This window comes from Nonomuraea sp. NPDC050790 (assembly GCF_044456745.1).
Classification (GTDB): Bacteria; Actinomycetota; Actinomycetes; order Streptosporangiales; family Streptosporangiaceae; genus Nonomuraea.
Genome location: NZ_JBITGF010000002.1, coordinates 827486 through 846086, shown reverse-complemented (window position 1 = coordinate 846086; position 18601 = coordinate 827486). Strand labels below are relative to the sequence as shown.

General features: G+C 72.4%; 14 protein-coding genes. 4 read left to right on the top strand and 10 right to left on the bottom strand.

All coding sequences use genetic code 11. The annotated features are described in order from the left end of the window. Positions 1 to 20: 20 nt before the first annotated feature. Positions 21 to 3935 carry a tetratricopeptide repeat protein gene (locus ACIBEJ_RS12360; protein ID WP_397182738.1) on the top strand — a complete coding sequence of 1305 codons (3915 nt, stop codon included), beginning with the start codon at positions 21 to 23 and terminating at the stop codon, positions 3933 to 3935. A 92-nt stretch (positions 3936 to 4027) separates the two neighbouring features. On the opposite strand, the gene ACIBEJ_RS12355 is transcribed toward ACIBEJ_RS12360, so the two are convergent. Together ACIBEJ_RS12355 and ACIBEJ_RS12350 are read right to left on the bottom strand one after the other, a co-directional pair. Beyond that, the gene (locus tag ACIBEJ_RS12355) at positions 4028 to 4357 is read right to left on the bottom strand and encodes a YidH family protein (protein WP_397182737.1); all 330 of its coding nucleotides are present in this window, start codon (positions 4355 to 4357) and stop codon (positions 4028 to 4030) included. A 2-nt stretch (positions 4358 to 4359) separates the two neighbouring features. Then, a complete protein-coding gene (locus tag ACIBEJ_RS12350) occupies positions 4360 to 4686 on the bottom strand; it encodes a YidH family protein (protein ID WP_397182736.1) in 327 nt (108 codons plus the stop codon). 51 nt (positions 4687 to 4737) lie between these two features. On the opposite strand from ACIBEJ_RS12350, the gene ACIBEJ_RS12345 reads away from it, so the two are divergent. After that, positions 4738 to 5661 (top strand): DUF3500 domain-containing protein, encoded by a 924-nt coding sequence (locus tag ACIBEJ_RS12345; RefSeq protein ID WP_397182735.1) that lies wholly within the window; start codon positions 4738 to 4740, stop codon positions 5659 to 5661. Between the two features lie 294 nt (positions 5662 to 5955). Here the strand turns inward: ACIBEJ_RS12345 and ACIBEJ_RS12340 are convergent, their stop codons facing one another. Genes ACIBEJ_RS12340 through ACIBEJ_RS12310 form a run of 7 tightly spaced genes read right to left on the bottom strand, consistent with a single transcriptional unit; the run spans position 5956 to position 13090 of the window. Next, positions 5956 to 6333, bottom strand: a complete 378-nt coding sequence (locus ACIBEJ_RS12340) for a hypothetical protein (RefSeq protein WP_397182734.1) — start codon at positions 6331 to 6333, stop codon at positions 5956 to 5958. A gap of 56 nt (positions 6334 to 6389) precedes the next feature. After that, the gene (locus ACIBEJ_RS12335; protein ID WP_397182733.1) at positions 6390 to 7676 is read right to left on the bottom strand and encodes an ABC transporter substrate-binding protein; all 1287 of its coding nucleotides are present in this window, start codon (positions 7674 to 7676) and stop codon (positions 6390 to 6392) included. Positions 7677 to 7691: 15 nt separating this feature from the next. After that, on the bottom strand, positions 7692 to 8855 hold the full coding sequence (locus ACIBEJ_RS12330; RefSeq protein WP_397182732.1) for a branched-chain amino acid ABC transporter permease: 1164 nt from the start codon (positions 8853 to 8855) through the stop codon (positions 7692 to 7694). Then, a complete protein-coding gene (locus ACIBEJ_RS12325; RefSeq protein WP_397182731.1) occupies positions 8852 to 9739 on the bottom strand; it encodes a branched-chain amino acid ABC transporter permease in 888 nt (295 codons plus the stop codon). The genes ACIBEJ_RS12330 and ACIBEJ_RS12325 overlap by 4 nt, the downstream gene beginning before the upstream one ends. Continuing rightward, complete coding sequence (locus ACIBEJ_RS12320) at positions 9736 to 11565, bottom strand: AMP-dependent synthetase/ligase (protein ID WP_397182730.1); 1830 nt, start codon at positions 11563 to 11565, stop codon at positions 9736 to 9738. Before ACIBEJ_RS12320 ends, ACIBEJ_RS12325 begins: the two co-directional genes overlap by 4 nt. Then, positions 11562 to 12326 (bottom strand): ABC transporter ATP-binding protein, encoded by a 765-nt coding sequence (locus ACIBEJ_RS12315; RefSeq protein WP_397182729.1) that lies wholly within the window; start codon positions 12324 to 12326, stop codon positions 11562 to 11564. Before ACIBEJ_RS12315 ends, ACIBEJ_RS12320 begins: the two co-directional genes overlap by 4 nt. After that, positions 12314 to 13090, bottom strand: coding sequence for an ABC transporter ATP-binding protein (locus tag ACIBEJ_RS12310; protein ID WP_397182728.1), 777 nt, complete (start codon positions 13088 to 13090; stop codon positions 12314 to 12316). The genes ACIBEJ_RS12315 and ACIBEJ_RS12310 overlap by 13 nt, the downstream gene beginning before the upstream one ends. Before the next feature lie 108 nt (positions 13091 to 13198). Between ACIBEJ_RS12310 and ACIBEJ_RS12305 the strand changes: the two genes are divergently transcribed. Next, positions 13199 to 13456 carry a UBP-type zinc finger domain-containing protein gene (locus ACIBEJ_RS12305; protein ID WP_397182727.1) on the top strand — a complete coding sequence of 86 codons (258 nt, stop codon included), beginning with the start codon at positions 13199 to 13201 and terminating at the stop codon, positions 13454 to 13456. 18 nt (positions 13457 to 13474) lie between these two features. Next, entirely contained in the window at positions 13475 to 17023 is a 3549-nt protein-coding gene (locus ACIBEJ_RS12300) for a serine/threonine-protein kinase (protein WP_397182726.1), read from the top strand. Here the strand turns inward: ACIBEJ_RS12300 and ACIBEJ_RS12295 are convergent. Continuing rightward, a complete protein-coding gene (locus ACIBEJ_RS12295) occupies positions 17020 to 18567 on the bottom strand; it encodes a Na+/H+ antiporter (RefSeq protein WP_397182725.1) in 1548 nt (515 codons plus the stop codon). The two genes, ACIBEJ_RS12300 and ACIBEJ_RS12295, sit on opposite strands and share 4 nt — an antisense overlap. Between the last annotated feature and the right edge of the window lie 34 nt (positions 18568 to 18601).

The following is an 18601-nucleotide window of genomic DNA, read 5'->3' as shown; positions in this document are numbered from 1 at the left end:
TCCCCCAACCTGGAGCGGCAGTGGCGCGGCAGATCTTCGTAGGCAGGACGGAAGAGCAGGAGCGCTTCGCCTCGCTGCTGACCGCGTTGCGCGATCCCGGGGACGGGCCCGACGAGGGCTTCGCCGTCCTCGTGCACGGGCACGGGGGCATGGGCAAGAGCACGCTGGTCAACCGCTACGTGGACATGGCCGCGGCGGCCGGGCTGCGCGGGGTGCTGGTGGACCTCGACGCCGAGCAGGTGCAGGACCTCGACCAGGCGGCGGGCCTGTGGCGGGCCAGCCTGGTGAGCACGCTGGAGCGGATCGCCTTCGAGCTGTGCCCGCCGGCCGAGCGGCGGCAGGGGCGCGCGGCGGGCAAGGAGTTCGAGGACTTCGTCGCCGCCGTGGACGCGCTCGGCGAGAGCGACCAGGACGCGCCGGAGGCGGACGAGGCCGACTCGGGCCCGCGGGCCTGGACGAAGGGCGCGCTGGAGCTCGGCGGCGAACTGGTCGGCGACGCGCTGTTCGGCGTGCCGCTGCCGACCAGCCCGCTGGATCGCATGGTCGACCGCGGCGCGGACGCGCTGCACCGCCGTAAGCAGCAGAAGGCGGAACGGCTGGCCAGGGAGCAGGCCAGGGTGGCGCGGATGCGTGACCAGGTGGTGGCCGCGTTCGCGGCGGGCCTGCGCAGCCTGACCACCGGCCGCAGGGGCTCGCCCATCGCGATCTTCCTGGACACAGCGGAACTGCTGCGCCCCGCCGACCACCGGCGGCTGCGCGAGGCGATCCGGCTGTCGGGACCCGGTGTCGTGTGGGTGATCGCCATGCGGCTGGAGGAGGAGCTGAGCCCGACCGAGGGCAACGAGGCGTCGCTCTACCAGCGCGAGCTGCCCGGCACCCGGTTCCGCCGCATCCTCATGGAGGTCTTCGACATGGGGACGCTCGCCGAGTACCTGCACCGCAGGCTCGGCGCGGCCGCCGTCGACCTGCCGGTGGAGCGGATCTGGCGGGCCAGCAGGGGTATCCCGCTGGCGGTGTCGATGCTCTGTCACGAGATCGAGAGCACCGGCGACGTGGAGGACGCGCTGGCCGAGATCGGCGAGGACGGCGAGGTCTCCTTCGTCATCAGGACCCTGGCCGAGCGCTACCTCAAGCACACCCACGACCCGCACGAGCGCATGCTGCTGTTCGGCATGGCCCTGCACCGCTCGGAGCGCCTGGACGCCTCGCTGCTGTCGGCGCTGTGGGACGTCGGCGAGCCGCTGGCCTTCGCCCGCATCATGGACGAGCTGGTGCGCAGGCACGACTTCATCCTGACCAGGACCCGCCGCCTGCACCAGGCGGTCCGCTCCACGTTCCGCTCGTTCCTGCTGGGGCCGCAGGACCGCTACACCGTGCTGGAGGCCAACCGCCGCGCCATCGACCTGCTGCGTGAACGGCTGGCCGGCCAGGACGGCCTGGACGGCACCGAGCGCCTGGACGACCGGGCCTGGCGGGAGAACGTCGAGACGCTGCTGTGGCACGCGTTCTGGACCGACAACGTGGACGGCCTGCGGCTGATGGCCAGGCTGTTCCCGATCTGCGTCCTCGACCGGGGCTTCGCCGGCGACCTGCTGCTCACCGCGCGCTTCTTCGAGCCGGTCCTGACCTCCGACCAGCGCGAGCACCTGGACACCATGCAGGACATGCTGAAGCCGGGCTTCACCCCCTACCAGAAGCAGTTCGAGCGCACGTTCGCGCTGATGGACAGCGCCCGCTCCGACTACAGCCCGGTCGAGGGCGAGCTCCGGGCCGGGCTGCTTGACCTGCTGCGGCTGCGGCACGTCCGCTGGCTGTCGCTCGACACCCGGGCGCGCATCGGGCTCGCCGAGCGGGCCGCGGCGCGCCTGGCCGGTTCGTCGCCCGCCGCGCTGGAGCAGGTCGCGCAGGCCGCGATGGAGATCGCCCGCGACCTGGTCGACCCGGCCAACCTGCGGCGTTCGCCCTCCAGCGACGCGCTGCGCGCGGCCGAGCTCGCCACCCGGTACGCGCCCGACGCGGCCGACGCGTGGCGGCACCTCGGGCTGACCGCGCTGGCCCTGGGCGAGCAGACGCGGGCGGAGGAGGCGTTCGCCACCGCCGTCAGGCTCGCCGCGGACCCGGCGTCGCTGGCGATGGGCCTCGGCCACGACGTCACCGCCCTCGGCTACCAGGGGCTGGCGCTCGGCTTCTACCGCGAGGCCGCCGCGCTCAAGCCCGGCGACGAGGGCGCCTGGACCCAGCTCGGCCTCGCCCTGCGCCAGTACGGCAGGTACGAGGAGGCCATCGAGGCGTTCGAGGCGGCCGGGAACGGCGACGAGGACCGTCTCTGGCCGGCGCTGCACATCTGGAACTCCTACCACCTGTCCGGCCCCAGGGCGATGGAGCTGGAACACCGGGGGCGGGCCAGGGACATCCTGGCCGAGCAGCTCGAACGGGCGCCCGAGGACCCGAGCTTCCTCGACTGGTCGTGCCTGATGGCCGAGGCGGCGGAGGAGCACGAGCAGGCGCTGGCGCTGGCCGAGCGGCTGACCCGGGTCCGCCCCGACAGCCCCGACACCCACACCTACCTGGGCAACGCCCTGCTGGCGCTCGGCAGGCTGGAGGAGGCGGAGGCCGCGTACCGGACGGTGGTGGAGCTCGACCCCGAGGACTTCTGCGCCTACGGGCGGCTGGGCTCGGTGCTCGCGCAGCTCGACCGCGCGCAGGAGGCCAGGCGGCAGTGGCGGGCCGGGCTGCGCATCCTTCAGGCGGAGGTGGAGCGCAATCCCGGGTCGGGCCCGATGTACGAGTGGCTGGGGGCGCTGCACTCCAACCTCGAGGAGCACGAGGCGGCGGTCCGCGCCTACCAGCGGGTGATCGAGATCGGGCCCACGATGTTCATCGGCAAGCAACTGGCCGACACGCTGCACGCCCTCGACCGGCCGCAGGAGGCGGAGGCGGCGTACCGGATGGCGATCGAGATGGACGGCGGCAACCCGTACGCCTACGAGGGGCTCGGGTACGTGCTGCGCGACCTCGACCGGCAGGCGGAGGCCGTCGTCGCCTGGACCACGGCGGTGGAGCTGACCCGGCGGCGGCTGGAGCGGCGTCCGTCCGCCTCCGGGCTGCACTATCTGGCCGGGGTGCTGCACGCGTGCCTGCGCGACTCGGCCGCCTCGGCCAGGTCGCTGGAGGAGGCGGTGCGGCTGGATCCCGGGCACGGCGCGGCGTTCGTGGAGCTGGGCAACGCGCGCTTCGCGCTCGGCGACAACGCGGGCGCCGAGAGCGCCTACCGGGAGGCGATCAGGGTCTCGCCCGAGTACGCGAGGGCCTCCTACCTGCTCGGCGGGCACCTGACGGCGTTGTGCCGGTTGGAGGAGTCGGCGCAGGTCTACCGGCAGGGGTTGCGGACCGCGCCGGGCCACGCGGGCATGAAGGCGGGGCTGGCGCTAGTCCAGGCGATGTCGGGCGAGGCGGTGACCCTCGTGGACGTGGACGTGGCCGGCGCCGACCGGCTCGACTGCGCCCTGGTCGAGCTGATGCGCGGTGATCCGGACGCGGCCCGTGCCCATCTGGAGCGGGCGCACGCGGCGGAGAAGGGCGGCTACCGCGGATACACGGTGCGGCTGGGGGTGATGTTGCGCAGGTCCGATCCGGAGCGGGCGGAGCGGCTGCTGACGCTGGCCGCCGAGCCTGACCCCGCTCACACCGGCAGCGAGAAGGACCGGCACGTGCGGGCGCTGGCGCTGGCCTGCCTCGGGCGGACGGACGAGGCGGTGGCGGAGCTGGAGCCGCTGCGCGGGCGGGAGCGGGCGGACGGATATTTCCGCTGCTTCTGGGATCTGCTGGACGATCCGCCGGTGCCTGGGCGGTACCGGCTGCTGTCTCTGCTGGACGATCTGGGGCGCAGGGAGTTTCCGGACGGCTGGCGCACGCGCGGCCATGCCACGGGCTGAAGCGCGCTCAACCTCGGCTCGCGGCGGGCTGACGCGCCCTCAGCCTCGCCGGCCATTCGGCCTCTACTGGCCACTCGGCCTCTGCTGGCCACTCAGCCTCTGTTGGCCACGAAGAAGATGGCTCCGGCGACCACGCAGAGGGTGCCGAGCCAGGCGAGCAGTGCGTCGAGTCCGGCGTCCAGTGGCTCGCCCTCGTGCAGGGCGCGCTGGTAGCGGCGGAAGCGGACGCCCGTCCTGGCCAGCAGGACGCCGCCGCTCAGCGAGGCCAGGGCGAACCCCGCCACGGCCGCGGGGGGCAGCCCCGCCCGCAGCGTGAGCCCGGCCGCCGCGAGGCCGCCGGTGGACAGGGCCACGGCGGTCCGCACCCAGGCCAGCCGCGTACGTTCGCTCTGCAGCCCGGGGTCCCAGATCTCCTTCGACATCGTCAGATCGCGAGGATGATGAGCACCAGGGCGACGATGGCCACGGCGGCCACGCCGTACCCGAAGACCGCGGCCAGGGCGGGCGGGGGCAGCGGGGACTGCTCGCGCAGCGCGCGCTGGATGTTGCGCCAGCGCGGGTAGGCCATGCCGGCGGCGAGCGCGGCGAGGGCGACGAGCATGAGGGCCAGGGCGGTGCGGATCCAGGGGACGAACACGTCTTCCGGGACGGCGGCCATCGCCACGCCGCCCGCGCTCAACGCCAATGCGGTGCTCAACCACGTCAGAAAGGTACGTTCATTAGCGAGGGTGAATCTGGGGTCGGGCTCCATGAAATTCACCATAATTCGTACATACAACCCCTAGAGAAGGCGGGAATCACCATGACGGCGCAGGCCATGGCGACGGTCGCCGGGGAGTTCCTCGACGCTCTCGACGAGGAGCGACGGGCGCTCGCCGCGCACGACTTCGCCGACCCGCTGCGCCGGCAATGGACGTACGTGCCCGCGTGGCGGCCGGGCGCCCCGCTGCTCGGCCTCGGCAGGGCCGCGCGCAACGCCGCCCACCGCCTGCTGGCCACCGCACTGGCGCCGCACGCGTTCGCGCAGGCGGTGACCGTGATGGCGCTAGAGGAGGTGCTCGACCTGCGCGAGGATGGCCGGGGCAGGCGGCACAGCGACGACTACCACCTGGCGGTGTTCGGCACGCCGGGCGCGGATCGCTGGAGCTGGCGCTTCGAGGGCCACCACCTGTCGGTGACCGCCACCGTCAGCGGGGAGGAGGTGGAGGTGGCGCCGCTGTTCCTGGGCGCCAACCCGGCCGCGGTCACCTACGAGGGTGTCGCGGTCACCCGGCCGCTGCCGCTGGAGGAGGAACTCGCTCGGGCGCTGCTCGCCGACCTCCCCGCCGCCCACCGCACCGCCGCGGTCATCGCCGGTACGGCCCCGCCCGACATCCTCACCGGCACCGCCGTCGCCACCGACCCCCTGGAGCCCTACGGCGTACGCGGAGCGGAGCTGACCGGCTCGGCGGCGGCGCTGCTGGGCCGGCTGACCTCGGTCTACGTCGACCGCCTGGCCCCGGCACTGCGCGCGCCGGTGGAGCCGGGCAAGCTGTCATTCGCGTGGGCGGGTCCCTCCGAACGCGGCCTCGGCCACTACTACCGCATCCAGGGGCCGGGCCTGCTCATCGAGTACGACAACACCCAGAACGGCGCCAACCACGCCCACTCGGTGCTCCGCCGCCCAGGCGCCGACTTCGGCGCCGCCCTGCTCCCTGCCCACCTCGCCACAGAAACCCCATCCTGACCACAACCGCGACCGGAGGCGAAGCCACCCGGGTCGTATCCACCTCCGGGTCGCCGGAACCGCCCGTGTGACGCCGAGGCACGATCACGTCCGAAGGCGGAGCAACCCGGGCTTCCACCCCCGGGTCAGCCCACTCCGGGGTTGCCAGAGCCGGGCGAGGCGGGGCAACGCGGCCTTCCGCCACCCGGGGTTGGGCCCGCCCTGGGCTTCGAAGAGATGGCACGGGTCGGGCAACCCCGGGCTCCCGGCCCGCCCTGGGGCTCCCGGAGGGGGTGGCCAGGACTGGCCGGGGGCTTAGGCGCAGGCCTTGGCGATCTTGTCGAGGTAGGCGGCGGTCTCGGCGGTCACCTTCTGGGCGGAGTCGACCGCGTCGTTCACGGTCTTGACGTTGATGTTGCCCAGCGACGTCGCCAGGCTGTCCGTGGCTTCCTTGAGGGTGGTGTTGGAGGCCTTGTCGGCCACGCCGTTCAGCCTGGTGGCGGCGTCGTCGATGGCCTTGTCCATCGCCTGCGGATCGTTGGTGAACTTGCCGACCTCGGCCACCAGGTCGGCGACGATCTTCGGCGCCTCCAGGCACGCCTGGGCCTTGTCGATGGTGCTGTTGACCTCGCCGCACCCGGCGAGGAAGACGGCAGAGGCGAAAAGGGCTAGGGGCACAAACCGGAGTCGCATACCTGCGACCCTACCCAACGGCTCGTGCCCCCGGCGGGAGCCAGAACGGCGGAAAACTAGAGCTTGGCGTAGCAGGGACCGTCCATGGCGTACGCCTGGGCGGTGGGCCCGGTGAAGAAGTCCTTGACCATGGTGACCCCGGTCGGCGCGGCCTCGTCCAGTTTGTTGACGAGCGTCTGGCGGAAGGTGGCGGTGTTCGGGTCGCCGGAGAAGTTGCCCGCCTCGGGCGGCAGCATGCCCTCGTAGTCCACGGTCGAGAGCGTCTTGACCGCCGCGAGCAGGCCCTTGCGGCTGACGTCGCCCGAGGCGACCATCTTCTCCAGCGCCGCCTTCAGCGGGTAGGACCAGACCCAGCCGGAGGTGTAGCCGTCGTTGGGCGTGACGCCGGTGAGCGCCTCGCGCATGGCTTTGTGCCCGGGCGTGTCGGCGTTGAAGGGCTTGCCGGGCGACGACTGCTCGTACAGGGCCTTGAGCGCGGGAGCGGCGGGCGACTTGAGCAGGGCGGGGTTCCAGGTGGGACCGGTTCCGATGAAGCGGCCCTTGAACCCGGCGGCGGCCGACTGGCCGACGATGGCGGCGGCGTCGGCGGGGCCGGTGGTGAGGATGACGAGGTCGGGCTTGTTCTTGGTGATCTCGGTGATGGCCCGGCCCTGCTCGGTGGCGCCGGGCGGCGTCTCGACGGCGGTGAACTCCAGCCCGTTCTTCTCCGCCGCGACCTTGGCGCCCGCGGCGGCGTCGGCGCCGTAGTCTCCGGCCAGGTGGACGGCCATCACGGTCTTGGGCTTGTAGACCTCCATGGCGTAGTCGACGGAGTTCATGGCCTCGACGCAGTAGTTGGCGCCGCTCTCCACGATCACGTCCTCGAACTCCCACGCGGAGGTCCAGGAGGCGGGGGCGGAGACGACGTCGTTGGCCTTGAGGTCGCCGATGATGGCCGCGGTGGTGGGCGAGCCGAGCGTCTGCGCCAGGCCCAGGACCTTGTCCTTGATCTCGTTGTAGACCTGCCGGTGGACCTCGGGGTTGTACTTGTTGTCGCGCACGTACGCCTGCACGTCCACCTCGTACTTGCCGCCGATGCCGCCCGCGGTGTTGACGCGCTTCCAGAACGCCTTCTGCGCGTCGGTGATCGGTACGGCCAGCGCCGCGAACGGCCCCTGGGTCAGGTCGGAGATCGTGCCCAGGTAGATGCAGCCCTTGTTCTTGTCGACCGCCAGCGGACACGGCTCGCGGGTGACGCCGGTCGTCACGGCGCCCTTGCTGCCCTCGTCGTCCCCCCGGATGACGCCACACGCGGACAGAAGGGCCACTATCGCGACAAATGTCACGCCATAGCGCACCTTCATCAGAGTTTCCTCTCGTTAGTAGGAGAACGGCCACGACTTCCAGTAGGTGCGCACGCGGATCCAGATGCCGAACAGCCCGCGCGGCTCGAAGACGAGGAACAGGATGATCAGCAGGCCGTAGAGCACGGTCTCGACCTGGAACACGTTCGGCGTCACGGTGGTGTCGGCGCTGACGATCGGCAGCAGCTCCGGCAGCGACCGGGTGATCGGCTGCAGCAGCGAGATGAACAGCGCGCCCGCGATGGCCCCGGACACGGTCGCCACCCCGCCGATGAGCACCATCGCGATGAACTGCACCGACAGCAGCAGGTTGAACGAGCCGGGCTCGACGTACCCGGCGATGCTGTAGAACAGCGCCCCGGCGCACCCGGCGTAGAAGGAGGAGATCCCGAAGGCCAGCACCTTGGAGCGGGTCAGCGGCACCCCGATGACCGCGGCGGCGATGTCCCGGTCGCGGATCGCCGAGAAGGCCCGCCCGATCCGCGAGCGCGCGAGGTTGCGCGCGGCCACCGCGAAGACGATCAGCAGCGCCAGCATGAGCACGTAGAGCTGCTGCTCCTTGGTGGCGATGCCGTCCTGGTCGAGCGGCACGCCGAACAGGTGCGGCACCGCCGCCTCCCGCCCCACGCCGGGCCCGCCGGTCAGGTGGTCCCACTCCTTGAAGACGTGCTCGCCGAGGAAGACCAGCCCGAGCGTGACGACCGCCAGGTACAGGCCGCGCAGCCGGGTGGCCAGCGGCGCGACCAGCACCCCGAACAGCGCGGCCACCAGCCCGGCGGCCGGCAGCCAGATCCAGATCTCGGCCAGCCCGAACCCCAGGTGCTCGCCCCCCGGCGGCCCCGAGACCGCCGCGGCCGTGTACGCGCCGATGGCCACGAAGAACGCGTGGCCCAGCGACACCTGCCCGGCGTACCCGGTGACGATGTTGAGCCCGATCGCCCCGATGGCCAGCACGTACGCCCCCGCCAGCACCTCCAGCGACCGGTCGGCCAGCACCACGGACAGCGACAGCGCGAGCAGCACCAGCAGCCCGGTCCAGATCCGCTTGGCCCGGGTGTCGAGCAGGGCCATGTCCTGGCCGTAGGCGGTGTAGAGCAGCGGGCGCCCGCGCGGCCGGCGCGCACGCCCGGCGGGCGGATCGGGCACCTGGGCCTTGGGGGTGGACCTGGTCTCGGTCATACGCGCTCGACCTCCCGGGTGCCGAACAGCCCGTACGGCCGCACCAGCAGCACGACCAGCATCACCACGTACGGCGTGACCACCGCGAAGTTCTGTCCCAGCCACGGCGCGAACTCGCCCTGGTAGCTCTGGAACAGCGACTCGACCACCCCGATCGTCAGCCCGCCCACGACCGCGCCGCCGAGCGAGTCGAGGCCGCCGACGATGATGGCCGGCAGCGCCTTGAGCGCGACGATCCAGGTGAGCTGCTCGACGCCCTGGCCGGTGCCGACGAACATGCCGGCGATCGCCGCCAGGAACCCGGCCAGGGCCCACGACATCGCGAACACCGCCCCGACCGAGACGCCCTGCGCCAGCGCGGTCTCCTGGTCGAAGGCGGCGGCCCGCATGGCCAGGCCGTACCTGGTGTGGCGGAAGAACAGGAACAGCAGCGTGACCAGCACGGCCGTCACGGCGAGCATGGCCAGCCAGCGCTGCTGCACGACCAGCGGCCCGAGCGTCACCTGCCGCAGGCCCCACGGGTCGCCCATCTGGCGCACGTCGCGGCCGATGAAGCCGTTGACGACGACGCGGACGACCACGTCCACGCCCAGCGTGATGATCGCGACGACGAAGACGGGACGGCCGACCATGGGCCGGATCGCGACCCTCTCGATGCCGAGCGCGACGCCGGCGATGAGCAGCGCGGCCAGCAGCACCGCGAGGTAGAAGCCGGTCACCTCGGCCAGGTAGCTGACCGCGACCGCCCCGGCCAGCATGAGCGAGGGCTGGGCGAAGCTGATGACCCTGGTCGCCTTATAGATGATCACGAATCCGAGCGCCAGCAACGCGTAGACCGAGCCGCTGCCCAGCCCCCTGATGATCGACTCGAGTAGTCCCGTCACGCGCGGTACATCCCTTCGACCAGCTCCTCGAACAGCTTGGCGATGGCGCTGCGCTTGACCTTCTGCGTGGCGGTCAGCTCGCCGTCCTCGTGGTCGAGCTCCTTGGGCAGGAAGGCGAACTTCTTGACCTGTTCGACCCGGGCGAAGCGCTCGTTCACCCGCAGCACGACGTCCTGGACCAGCGCCCGCGTCTCCGGCCGCTCGGACAGGTCGCGGTAGGTGGTGTAGGCGATGCCGCGCCGGCGCGCCCACTCCCCCACGGTGTCGTACTCGATGCCGATGAGCGCCACGAGGTAGGGCCGCTGGTCGCCGACGACGACCGCCTCCTTCACGTACGGCGAGGCCTTGAGCGCGTTCTCGATCTCGGAGGGCGCGACGTTCTTGCCGCCGCCGGTGATGATGATGTCCTTCATCCGGTCGGTGATGCGCACGTGGGTGCCGTCCCACTCCCCCACGTCGCCGGTGTGCAGCCAGCCGTCGGGGTCGAGCACGTCGGCGGTGGCGCGGGGGTTGCCCCAGTAGCCGGCGAAGGTGCCGGGATGCCTGGTCATGATCTCGCCGGTGGCCTCGTCGATCTTCAGCTCGATGCCGTTCTGCGGCTCGCCGACGGTGCCGAGCCGGACCCGGCCGGGCCGGTTGGCGGTGGCGATGGCGGTGTTCTCGCTCATGCCGTACACCTCGTGCATGGCCACGCCGATGCCCATGTAGAACTTGAGCACGTCGGGGGCGATCGGGGCGGCGCCGGAGGCGGCGTAGCGCACCCGGCGCATGCCGAGGCGCTCGCGCAGCGAGCGGTAGCAGAACACCCAGCCCAGCGCGTACAGCAGGCGGGTGGCGGCGGTGTGCGTGCCGCCGGTGCGCACCAGCGTGTCGCCGACGCGGTCGGCCACGCGCAGCCAGAACCGGGTCACGACCCGCTTGAGCGGCGAGGCGGCGTCGATCTTGATGTTGACCTGGGCCAGCACCTTCTCCCAGATGCGCGGGACGCCGAACAGGATCGTCGGCTGCACCTCGCGCAGGTTGGCCTGGACGGTCTCGATCGACTCGGCGAAGTTCACCTGGACGCCGGCGCCGGAGTTGAACCAGACGGTGAAGGCGCGCTCGGCGACGTGGCAGAGCGGCAGGTAGGACAGGATGAGGTCGCGCTCGGACGGCGGCGGGGAGGTGAAGCCGCCCTCCTCGACGAGCGTGCGCACCGCGAACTCGATGTTGCCGACGGTGAGCATGACGCCTTTGGGCGGGCCGGTGGTGCCGGAGGTGTAGATGAGGGTGGCCACGTCCTCGGCGCTCGCCTCGTCCATGCGGCGGGCCAGCGCCTCGGGGTGCTCCTCCCGGTGGGCGGCGCCGATGGCCAGCAGGTCGGGCCAGTGGATCAGGCGCGGGTCGTCGTACCTGCCGCGGATGCCGCGCGGCTCCAGGTAGATGATCCGCTCCAGGCCGGCGATGTCCAGCGCCTTGTCGAGCTGTTCCTGGTCCTCGGCCAGCAGGATGCGGGCGCCGCAGTCGGCCAGCAGGTAGGCGACCTCGGCGGGCGGGTTGGTCGGGTAGAGGCCGACGGTGATGCCGCGCACCGCGACCGTGGCCAGATCCGCGTAGAGCCATTCCGGGCGGTTCTCGGAGTGGACGGCGACCCGGTCGCCGGGCTCGACCCCGAGGGCCAGCAGGGCGTGGGCGACGAGCTCGACCTGGTGCCAGTAGCCGGACCAGGTGATCTCCTGCCAGACGCCGAGGTCCTTGTGCCGCAGGGCCACGCCGGCGGGCGTGCGCTCGGCCCGCCGCCTCACACGGGTGACGATCGTCTCCAGGCGTCGTGCGGTGACAGTCACGCGGTCCCTCCCAGATACGCCTCGATGACCTTGGGGTCGCGCTGCACCTCGGCGGGCGTGCCGAGGGCGACCTGGCGGCCGAAGTCGAGCACGAGCACCCGGTCGGCCAGGTCCATGACCAGGCCCATGTCGTGGTCGACGAGCACGATCGGGATGCCGAGCTCGTCGCGGATGTCCAGGACGAACCTGGCCATGTCCTCGGTCTCCTCCAGGTTCATGCCGGCGACGGGCTCGTCGAGCAGCAGCAGCCTGGGCTCCATCGCCAGCGCGCGGCCGAGCTCGACGCGCTTCTGGATCCCGTACGGCAGCAGCCGCACCGGATGCCGGCGCCAGGCGGCCAGCTCCAGGAAGTCGATGATGTCCTCGACCCTGGCCCTGGCCTGGAGTTCCTGCCGTCTGGCCCGGCCGAACCAGGCGAGGGCCGACAGCGTGCCGTACGTGAAGTGGCAGTGGCGGCCGAGCATGAGGTTGTCCAGGACGGTGAGGTTGTGGAAGAGCTCGACGTTCTGGAACGTGCGGGCCAGGCCCATCGCGGCGATCTCGTCGGGGCGGCGGCCGAGCAGCTCGGTCTCCAGGAAGACGACCTTGCCGCGCTGGGGCCGGTAGACGCCGGAGAGGACGTTGAAGATCGAGGTCTTGCCGGCGCCGTTGGGACCGATCACCGCGAACAGCTCGGTGGGGCCGACCTCGAAGGAGACCCCGTCGATGGCGCGGACGCCGGCGAAGGACAGGCCGACGTCCTCGACGGTCAGGACAGCCATCTCTTCCTCCGTTTGTAGTGCTTGACCTCGCGGAAGGACCTGGCCGCGCCCTCGGCGCCGAGCCCGAGGTAGAACTCCCTGATGTCCTCGTCGGCCAGCAGTGCGGCGGCCGGCTTGTCCATCACGATCTTCCCGGTCTCCATCACGTAGCCGTGGGCGGCGATCGACAGCGCCATGGTGGCGTTCTGCTCGACCAGCAGGACGGTGGTGCCCTGCTTGTTGATCTCGACGATGAGGTCGCGGATCTGGGCCACGAGCGCCGGGGCCAGGCCGAGGCTGGGCTCGTCGAGCAGGAGGTAGGCGGGGCCCGCCATGAGGGCGCGGCCGACGGCCAGCATCTGCTGCTCGCCGCCCGACAGGTAGCCGGAGACGCTCCTGCGGCGCTCGGCCAGCACGGGGAACAGGGTGTAGACCCGGTCGAGGTGGGACTCCGCGGCCGTGTGGCCGCCGACCCTGAGGTTCTCCTCGACGGTCAGCTCGGCCAGGATGCGGCGGCCCTCCATGACCTGGCTGAGGCCGCGCCGTACGATCTGGGCTGGTTTGAGGTGGTGGATCGGGACGCCGTCCAGGGTGACCGTACCCTTGGTGATCTCTCCGTCGTGCACGTCGAGCAGGCCGGACAGCGCGCGCAGCAGGGTCGTCTTGCCCGCTCCGTTGGCGCCCAGCAGCGCCACGATCGAGCCGGGCGGGACGCTCAGGCTGACGCCGCGCAGCACGAGCATGACGTCGTCGTAGACCACCTCGAGGTTGCGGACCTCAAGCACGAGGGGCTCCTTTCGCCGCCCCCGATTAGCAAAGAGTCCACTGCACCAAGCGCTCGATCAAGAGGTGCGGCCAAATTGGAATGTGCTTCTAGTCCTACGATTTCGGTTATGGCAATCTGTGAACATCTTTCCAACGCCGGCGATCCGCCCGCGCGCACGCCGGAGGGCTGCGAGGAGTGCCTGGCGACCGGTGGCCGCTGGGTGCATCTGAGGCGCTGCCTGTCCTGCGGGCACATCGGCTGCTGCGACTCCTCGCCGTCGCGCCACGCCAGCAAGCACGCGGGCGGCGAGGGCCACCCGGTGATCCAGTCGTTCGAGCCGGGCGAGACCTGGCGGTGGTGCTACGTCGACAACCAGATGGGCTGAGCGCGCATCCAACCGTAGGTGAACGGGGAACCGCTGCGGCTGGGGGACTACTGGCTGGCCGGCCGGCTGGGCGCCGGCGGCCAGGGGGTCGTGTACGAGGCGTACGACGAGGCGGCCAACCGGGTCGCGGTGAAGGTCCTGCACGCGTACCTGTCGGGTGACTCCGCGCTGCGCAGGAGGTTCCTGCGCGAGGTACGCGCCGCCCAGCGCGTGGCCTCCTTCTGCACCGCCCGCATCATCGACCACGACCTGACCGGCGCGCGGCCCTACCTGGTGACCGAGTTCGTGTCGGGGCCCAGCCTGCGCAGGGCCGCGCCGTTCGGCGGCGACGCGCTGCACCGGCTGGCGCTCGGCGTGGCCACCGCGCTGGCCGCCATCCACCAGGCCGGGGTGGTCCACCGCGACCTCAAGCCGGAGAACGTGCTGCTCGGGCCCGACGGCCCGCGGGTCATCGACTTCGGCATCGCCCGCGCGGCGGGCCTGTCGATGACCTCGACCGGCGAGCTGACCGGCACGCCCATGTACATGGCGCCCGAGGTCTTCTCCGGCGGCCGGGCCGAGCCCGCCGCCGACGTCTTCGCCTGGGGCGCGCTGGTCTGCTTCGCCGCCACCGGCCAGGACGTCTTCGGCGCGCCGACGACGGTCGCCGTCATCAACCGCCTGCTCACCCACGAACCCGACCTGTCGCCCGTGCCCGCGCCGCTGCGCCCGCACGTGGCCGCCGCCCTGTCCAAGGACCCGGAGCTGCGGCCCAGCGCGCACGACCTGCTCACCGCGCTGCTCGGCGCCTCCATGGCCGGCGAGCCGCTCATGGCCTCGGGCGCGCGGGCCGCGGCCGGCGTGCGCCCGCCCGAGGAACTGGCCGGCGAGCCCGCGCTCGGCCAGGTCGCCGAGCAGGTCTACGCCGCGCTCCCCGCCGCCGACCGCGAGGTGGCCAGGCAGGTGCTGCTGCGCCTGGTCGACGTCCGCGAGGGCGAGGAGAGCCCGCGCTCGGCGACGCTCGGCGAACTGCTCGACGGCCGCCCCGCCACCGAGCCCGTGCTGGCCGAGCTCGAACGGGCCCGGCTGATCGAGCGCGGCGAAGGCGGCGTCTCGATGGGCCGCCCCGCGCTGCTGCGCGCCTGGCCCCGCCTGCACGAGTGGGTGGCCGGCGACCGCGCGGCCCTGGCCCGTCACCGCAGGCTCGGCGAGGCGGCCCGCCGCTGGTCGGAGCACGGCCGCCGCGACGAGGACCTCCTCCAAGGTACGGCCCTGCGCCAGGCCCTGGACCACCCCCTTCCCGGCCACCTGACGCTCAACGCCACCGAGCAGTCCTTCCTCGCGGCCAGTGCGAGCCACGCGAGAAGCCGGGCCAGGCGGCGGCGCGTGGTGACCGGCGGCGTGGCCGTCCTGACCGTCACCGCGCTGGTGGCGGGCGTGCTGGCCTGGCAGCAGACGCGGCTGAGCCAGGCCAGTGAGAAGCGGCTCGCCGACCAGCGGGCCGCCGAGCGTGCCAGGCTGGTGGCGCTCCAGGCCGACGGGCTGCGCCGCAGCGATCCGGCCAGGGCGATGGCGTTGAGCGCGGCCGCGTACCGGATCTCGCCCGTGCCCGAGGCGAAGGCGGCGGTGCTGAGCTCGCTCGCCCAGCCCGAGACGCACACCTTCAAGGATCCTTTGCTCACCAACACCGGACGGACGCTCAGCCACGACGGCTCGCTGCTGGTGAGCGCGGGAGAGGACCGGGTGCGGGTCTACGACGTGCGCGACGGCGCGGTGCGGCGGGAGTTCGGCGGGGTCGGTGCCGGGCCGTTCCGCGCGGCGCTGTCGCCCGACGGCGACACGCTCGCGCTCGGCGCCAACGGCCGGATCCGGCTGTGGAGCCTGCGCACGGGCAGGCTCGTGGCGCGGGACCGCTCGAAGAACACGCTCTCCACCGGCGCCAACACGCCGGGGTCGCTGCGCTTCAGCCCGGCGGGCGGCTACCTGGAGGTCACCGCCAACCAGGGCGGGCCGTTCTACGGGCTGTGGAGCAGGGCGGCGCAGAACTTCACCCGGCATGGGACCTCGCCGCAGGAGCTGGGGCCCGGCGACCGGTTCGCCGTGGACGGGGACGCCGGGACCGTGCGCGAGCCGCCCTCGGGCGCGGCCAGGAAGCTGCGGCACGGGCTGCCGGGCAGGGTGGCGGGCATCACGCCGGACGGCTCCATGGCGGCGGTGTCGAGGAATGACGACCTTTCGCTGGTCAGCCTCGCCGACGGCAGGCGCGTGCGGGACTTCCCCGGCCCCGCCCAGACCGCGGGCTTCTCCGCCGACGGCGCGTACATGGTGACGCTCAGCCACCTGTCCGACTACGGCGTGGTGGTGACCTCGCCGTCCGTCGTGACGCTGTGGCGGGTACGCGACGGGGCCAGGCTGATGCGGTTCACCACGACCGCGCCGCTCACCCAGCGCCCGGCGCTCAGCGCCGACGGCCGGCGGCTGACGTTGCTCGACGACGGCGGCCAGGTCACCGTCTACGACCTGGCCCCGTACACGGCCGCGGGGAGCGCGCCGCCCGCCGGGGCCACGCTGCTGCGCATGACCGCCGACGGGAGCACCGCGGTCGGGCTGGTCGGCTCGCAGGCCAGGTCGTGGACGCTGCCGTCGTTCACGCCCGCCCGCCCGGCGGTGGAAGCCTTCGGCAAGCTGACGTTCGGCCTCGAACCCGACCTCGCCCTCAGCCCCGACGGCCGGACCCTGCTCTCCGCGGTGCCCAACGACCACTCCGAGCAGATCCAGGTGTGGGACACCGCGACGGGACGCCGCACGGGCGTCGTCAGGCGGCCGGATCCGGAGCTGAGCCTGGCCGACGGCATGGGGCGGATGGTCTTCAGCCCCGACGGGCGGTGGGTGGCCATCGGCTTCGTCTGGTCGGGCGACTACCCGGGCACCGGGAACGTGGCGGTCGTGGACGTGCGCGAGCGCAGGATCGTCAAGATCTTCGGCCCGGTCTCCTCCGAGGACCTGTCCTTCAGCGCCGACGGGCGCCACCTGCTGGCGGGGGACTCGGTGCGGGTGGACGTGATCGACCTGGCCACCATGCGCGTCCTGCCCAGGACGTCGGGGCCGGGGACGGTCGCCCGGCTGTGGATGGTGCTCGACCGCGCCGGGCGGCGGGGGGCCTCGCCGTACGGCGGGAGCGGGGTGGCCCTGTGGGACGCGACCACGTGGCGGCCGACCGGGCAGGTGTTCCAGGTGCCGGGGACGGTGCGCGGGGCGATCTTCTCCCCCGACGGCAGGACGCTGGTGCTGGCGCACGACGAGCAGGTGACCGCGTTCGACCTGGACACCGGCCGGCAGCTCGGCGCGGCCCGCACCGTGGCCGCCACCCGCCCCGAGATGGACGACCGGGACGCGGCGCCGCGCATGGCCTTCCTGCCCGGCGGCGACCTGCGGGTGCTGGGCTACGACGGGACGCTGCGCGACCTGCCGGTCAGCGCCGAGCGGGCGCTGCCCAGGCTGTGCGAGCGGATGGAGCGGCCGTTGTCGCGGGCCGACTGGCGCGCGTACGTCGGCGACGACCTCCCCTACGCCGACCCGTGCGCCTAGCGCTCCAGGATCGCCTCCTCGAAGTCCAGTTCGGCCATCATCCTGCGCATCACCTCGTCGTCGATGCGGCGCTCGTCGCGCAGCCTGACGAACACCTCGCGCTCGGCCACCAGCATGTCGCCGCGCAGCCGCCGGTACAGGGCGCTCGGCGTCTCCGAGCCGTCCTGGGCGGTGCCGCCGCCGAGCCGTTCCCACGCTGACATCGCCCGCCGCTCGGTCTTCTGGCGTAGCTGGCCGACCACGTCCAGGGTGATCTCGTCCATCTCGTCGTCGGGCGGGAGCTGCCTGTTCAGGGCGTCGAGGCCGGCCTGGATGGCGGCCTGCTTGGCGGCGGCCTCGCCCAGGTTGTCCTCGTAGACCTCGTTCTCGCTGGTGACCCTCAGGCGGCGGATCAGCGTGGGGAAGGTCAGCCCCTGGACCAGCAACGTGCCGATGACCGTCGTGAACGTCAGGAAGATCATCAGATCGGCGCCCTCGAACCCCGCCGGGATGGCGAAGGCGGCGGCCAGCGAGACCACACCCCGCATGCCCGCCCAGCCCACGATCACCACGTTGGGCATGGCCGGCCGGGACTGCTGCAGGAACGAGGTGGGGAACACGTAGACGAACCTGGCCACCACCGTCGCCGCGAACACGGCCAGCGCGTACCAGGCCAGTTGCCAGCCGGTGTACTCCTTCGGGATCACGTGCGTGAGCTGCAGCCCGATGAGCGCGAAGACGATGGTCTCCAGGAAGAAGTCCACTACCTTCCACACGCCGGCGGCGACCAGCCGGGTGCCGAACCCCTGCCGGTGCATCCTGCCACCCAGGTAGAGGCCGACGATCACCACCGAGATCACGCCCGAGGCGTGGACCAGTTCGGCGGCCAGGTAGGCGGCGAACGGGATCAGCAGCATGATCGTGTTCTCGACCAGCGCGTCCCGCAGCCGGGGCAGCACCCACCCGAAGGCTAGCGCCAGCGCCACGCCGATGACCACGCCCACCACCGACGCGTACAGGAACTGCCCCACCGCGCCGGACAGTTCGAAGACGCTGCCGGTGGCCGCGGCGATCGCCACCCGGTAGGCGGTCAGCGCGGTCGCGTCGTTGAACAGGCTCTCGCCGATGAGGATGGTCAGCGTACGGCGCGGCAGCCCCAGCCGGCGGGCCACGGCGACGGCGGCGACCGCGTCCGGCGGGGCGATGATCGCGCCCAGGGCGAAGGCGGCCGCCATGGGCAGCGCCGGGACCAGCAGGTGCACCACGTACCCGACCACGACCATGGTGAACAGCACCAGCCCGACCGACAGCAGCGCGACCGCCTTGGTCACCTCGCGCAGGCGCAGGTAGGAGCTGTCCAGCGCGGCCGAGTACAGCAGCGGCGGCAGGAACACCAGCAGCACGATCTCGGAGTCGAGCGCCACCACCGGCACCAGCGGCGAGGCGATCAGCCCGGCCACCACCAGCAGCAGCGGCGCCGGCCAGCCCCTGCGCCTGGCGACGGCGGCCACCAGAAGCGCGCCCGCGGCGACGAGCAGCAGGCGAAGGGCCATCTCCGGGTTCACGCAAGCCTCCTAGGGGCCAGGCGGTGTCACACCG

Coding starts and splice junctions, on each gene's coding strand:
- ACIBEJ_RS12330 (WP_397182732.1), bottom strand. CDS start 8,855: ATGACCGAGACCAGGTCCACCCCCAAGGCCCAGGTGCCCGATCCGCCC.
- ACIBEJ_RS12345 (WP_397182735.1), top strand. CDS start 4,738: ATGACGGCGCAGGCCATGGCGACGGTCGCCGGGGAGTTCCTCGACGCT.
- ACIBEJ_RS12355 (WP_397182737.1), bottom strand. CDS start 4,357: ATGTCGAAGGAGATCTGGGACCCCGGGCTGCAGAGCGAACGTACGCGG.
- ACIBEJ_RS12335 (WP_397182733.1), bottom strand. CDS start 7,676: ATGAAGGTGCGCTATGGCGTGACATTTGTCGCGATAGTGGCCCTTCTG.
- ACIBEJ_RS12340 (WP_397182734.1), bottom strand. CDS start 6,333: ATGCGACTCCGGTTTGTGCCCCTAGCCCTTTTCGCCTCTGCCGTCTTC.
- ACIBEJ_RS12305 (WP_397182727.1), top strand. CDS start 13,199: ATGGCAATCTGTGAACATCTTTCCAACGCCGGCGATCCGCCCGCGCGC.
- ACIBEJ_RS12315 (WP_397182729.1), bottom strand. CDS start 12,326: ATGGCTGTCCTGACCGTCGAGGACGTCGGCCTGTCCTTCGCCGGCGTC.
- ACIBEJ_RS12350 (WP_397182736.1), bottom strand. CDS start 4,686: ATGGAGCCCGACCCCAGATTCACCCTCGCTAATGAACGTACCTTTCTG.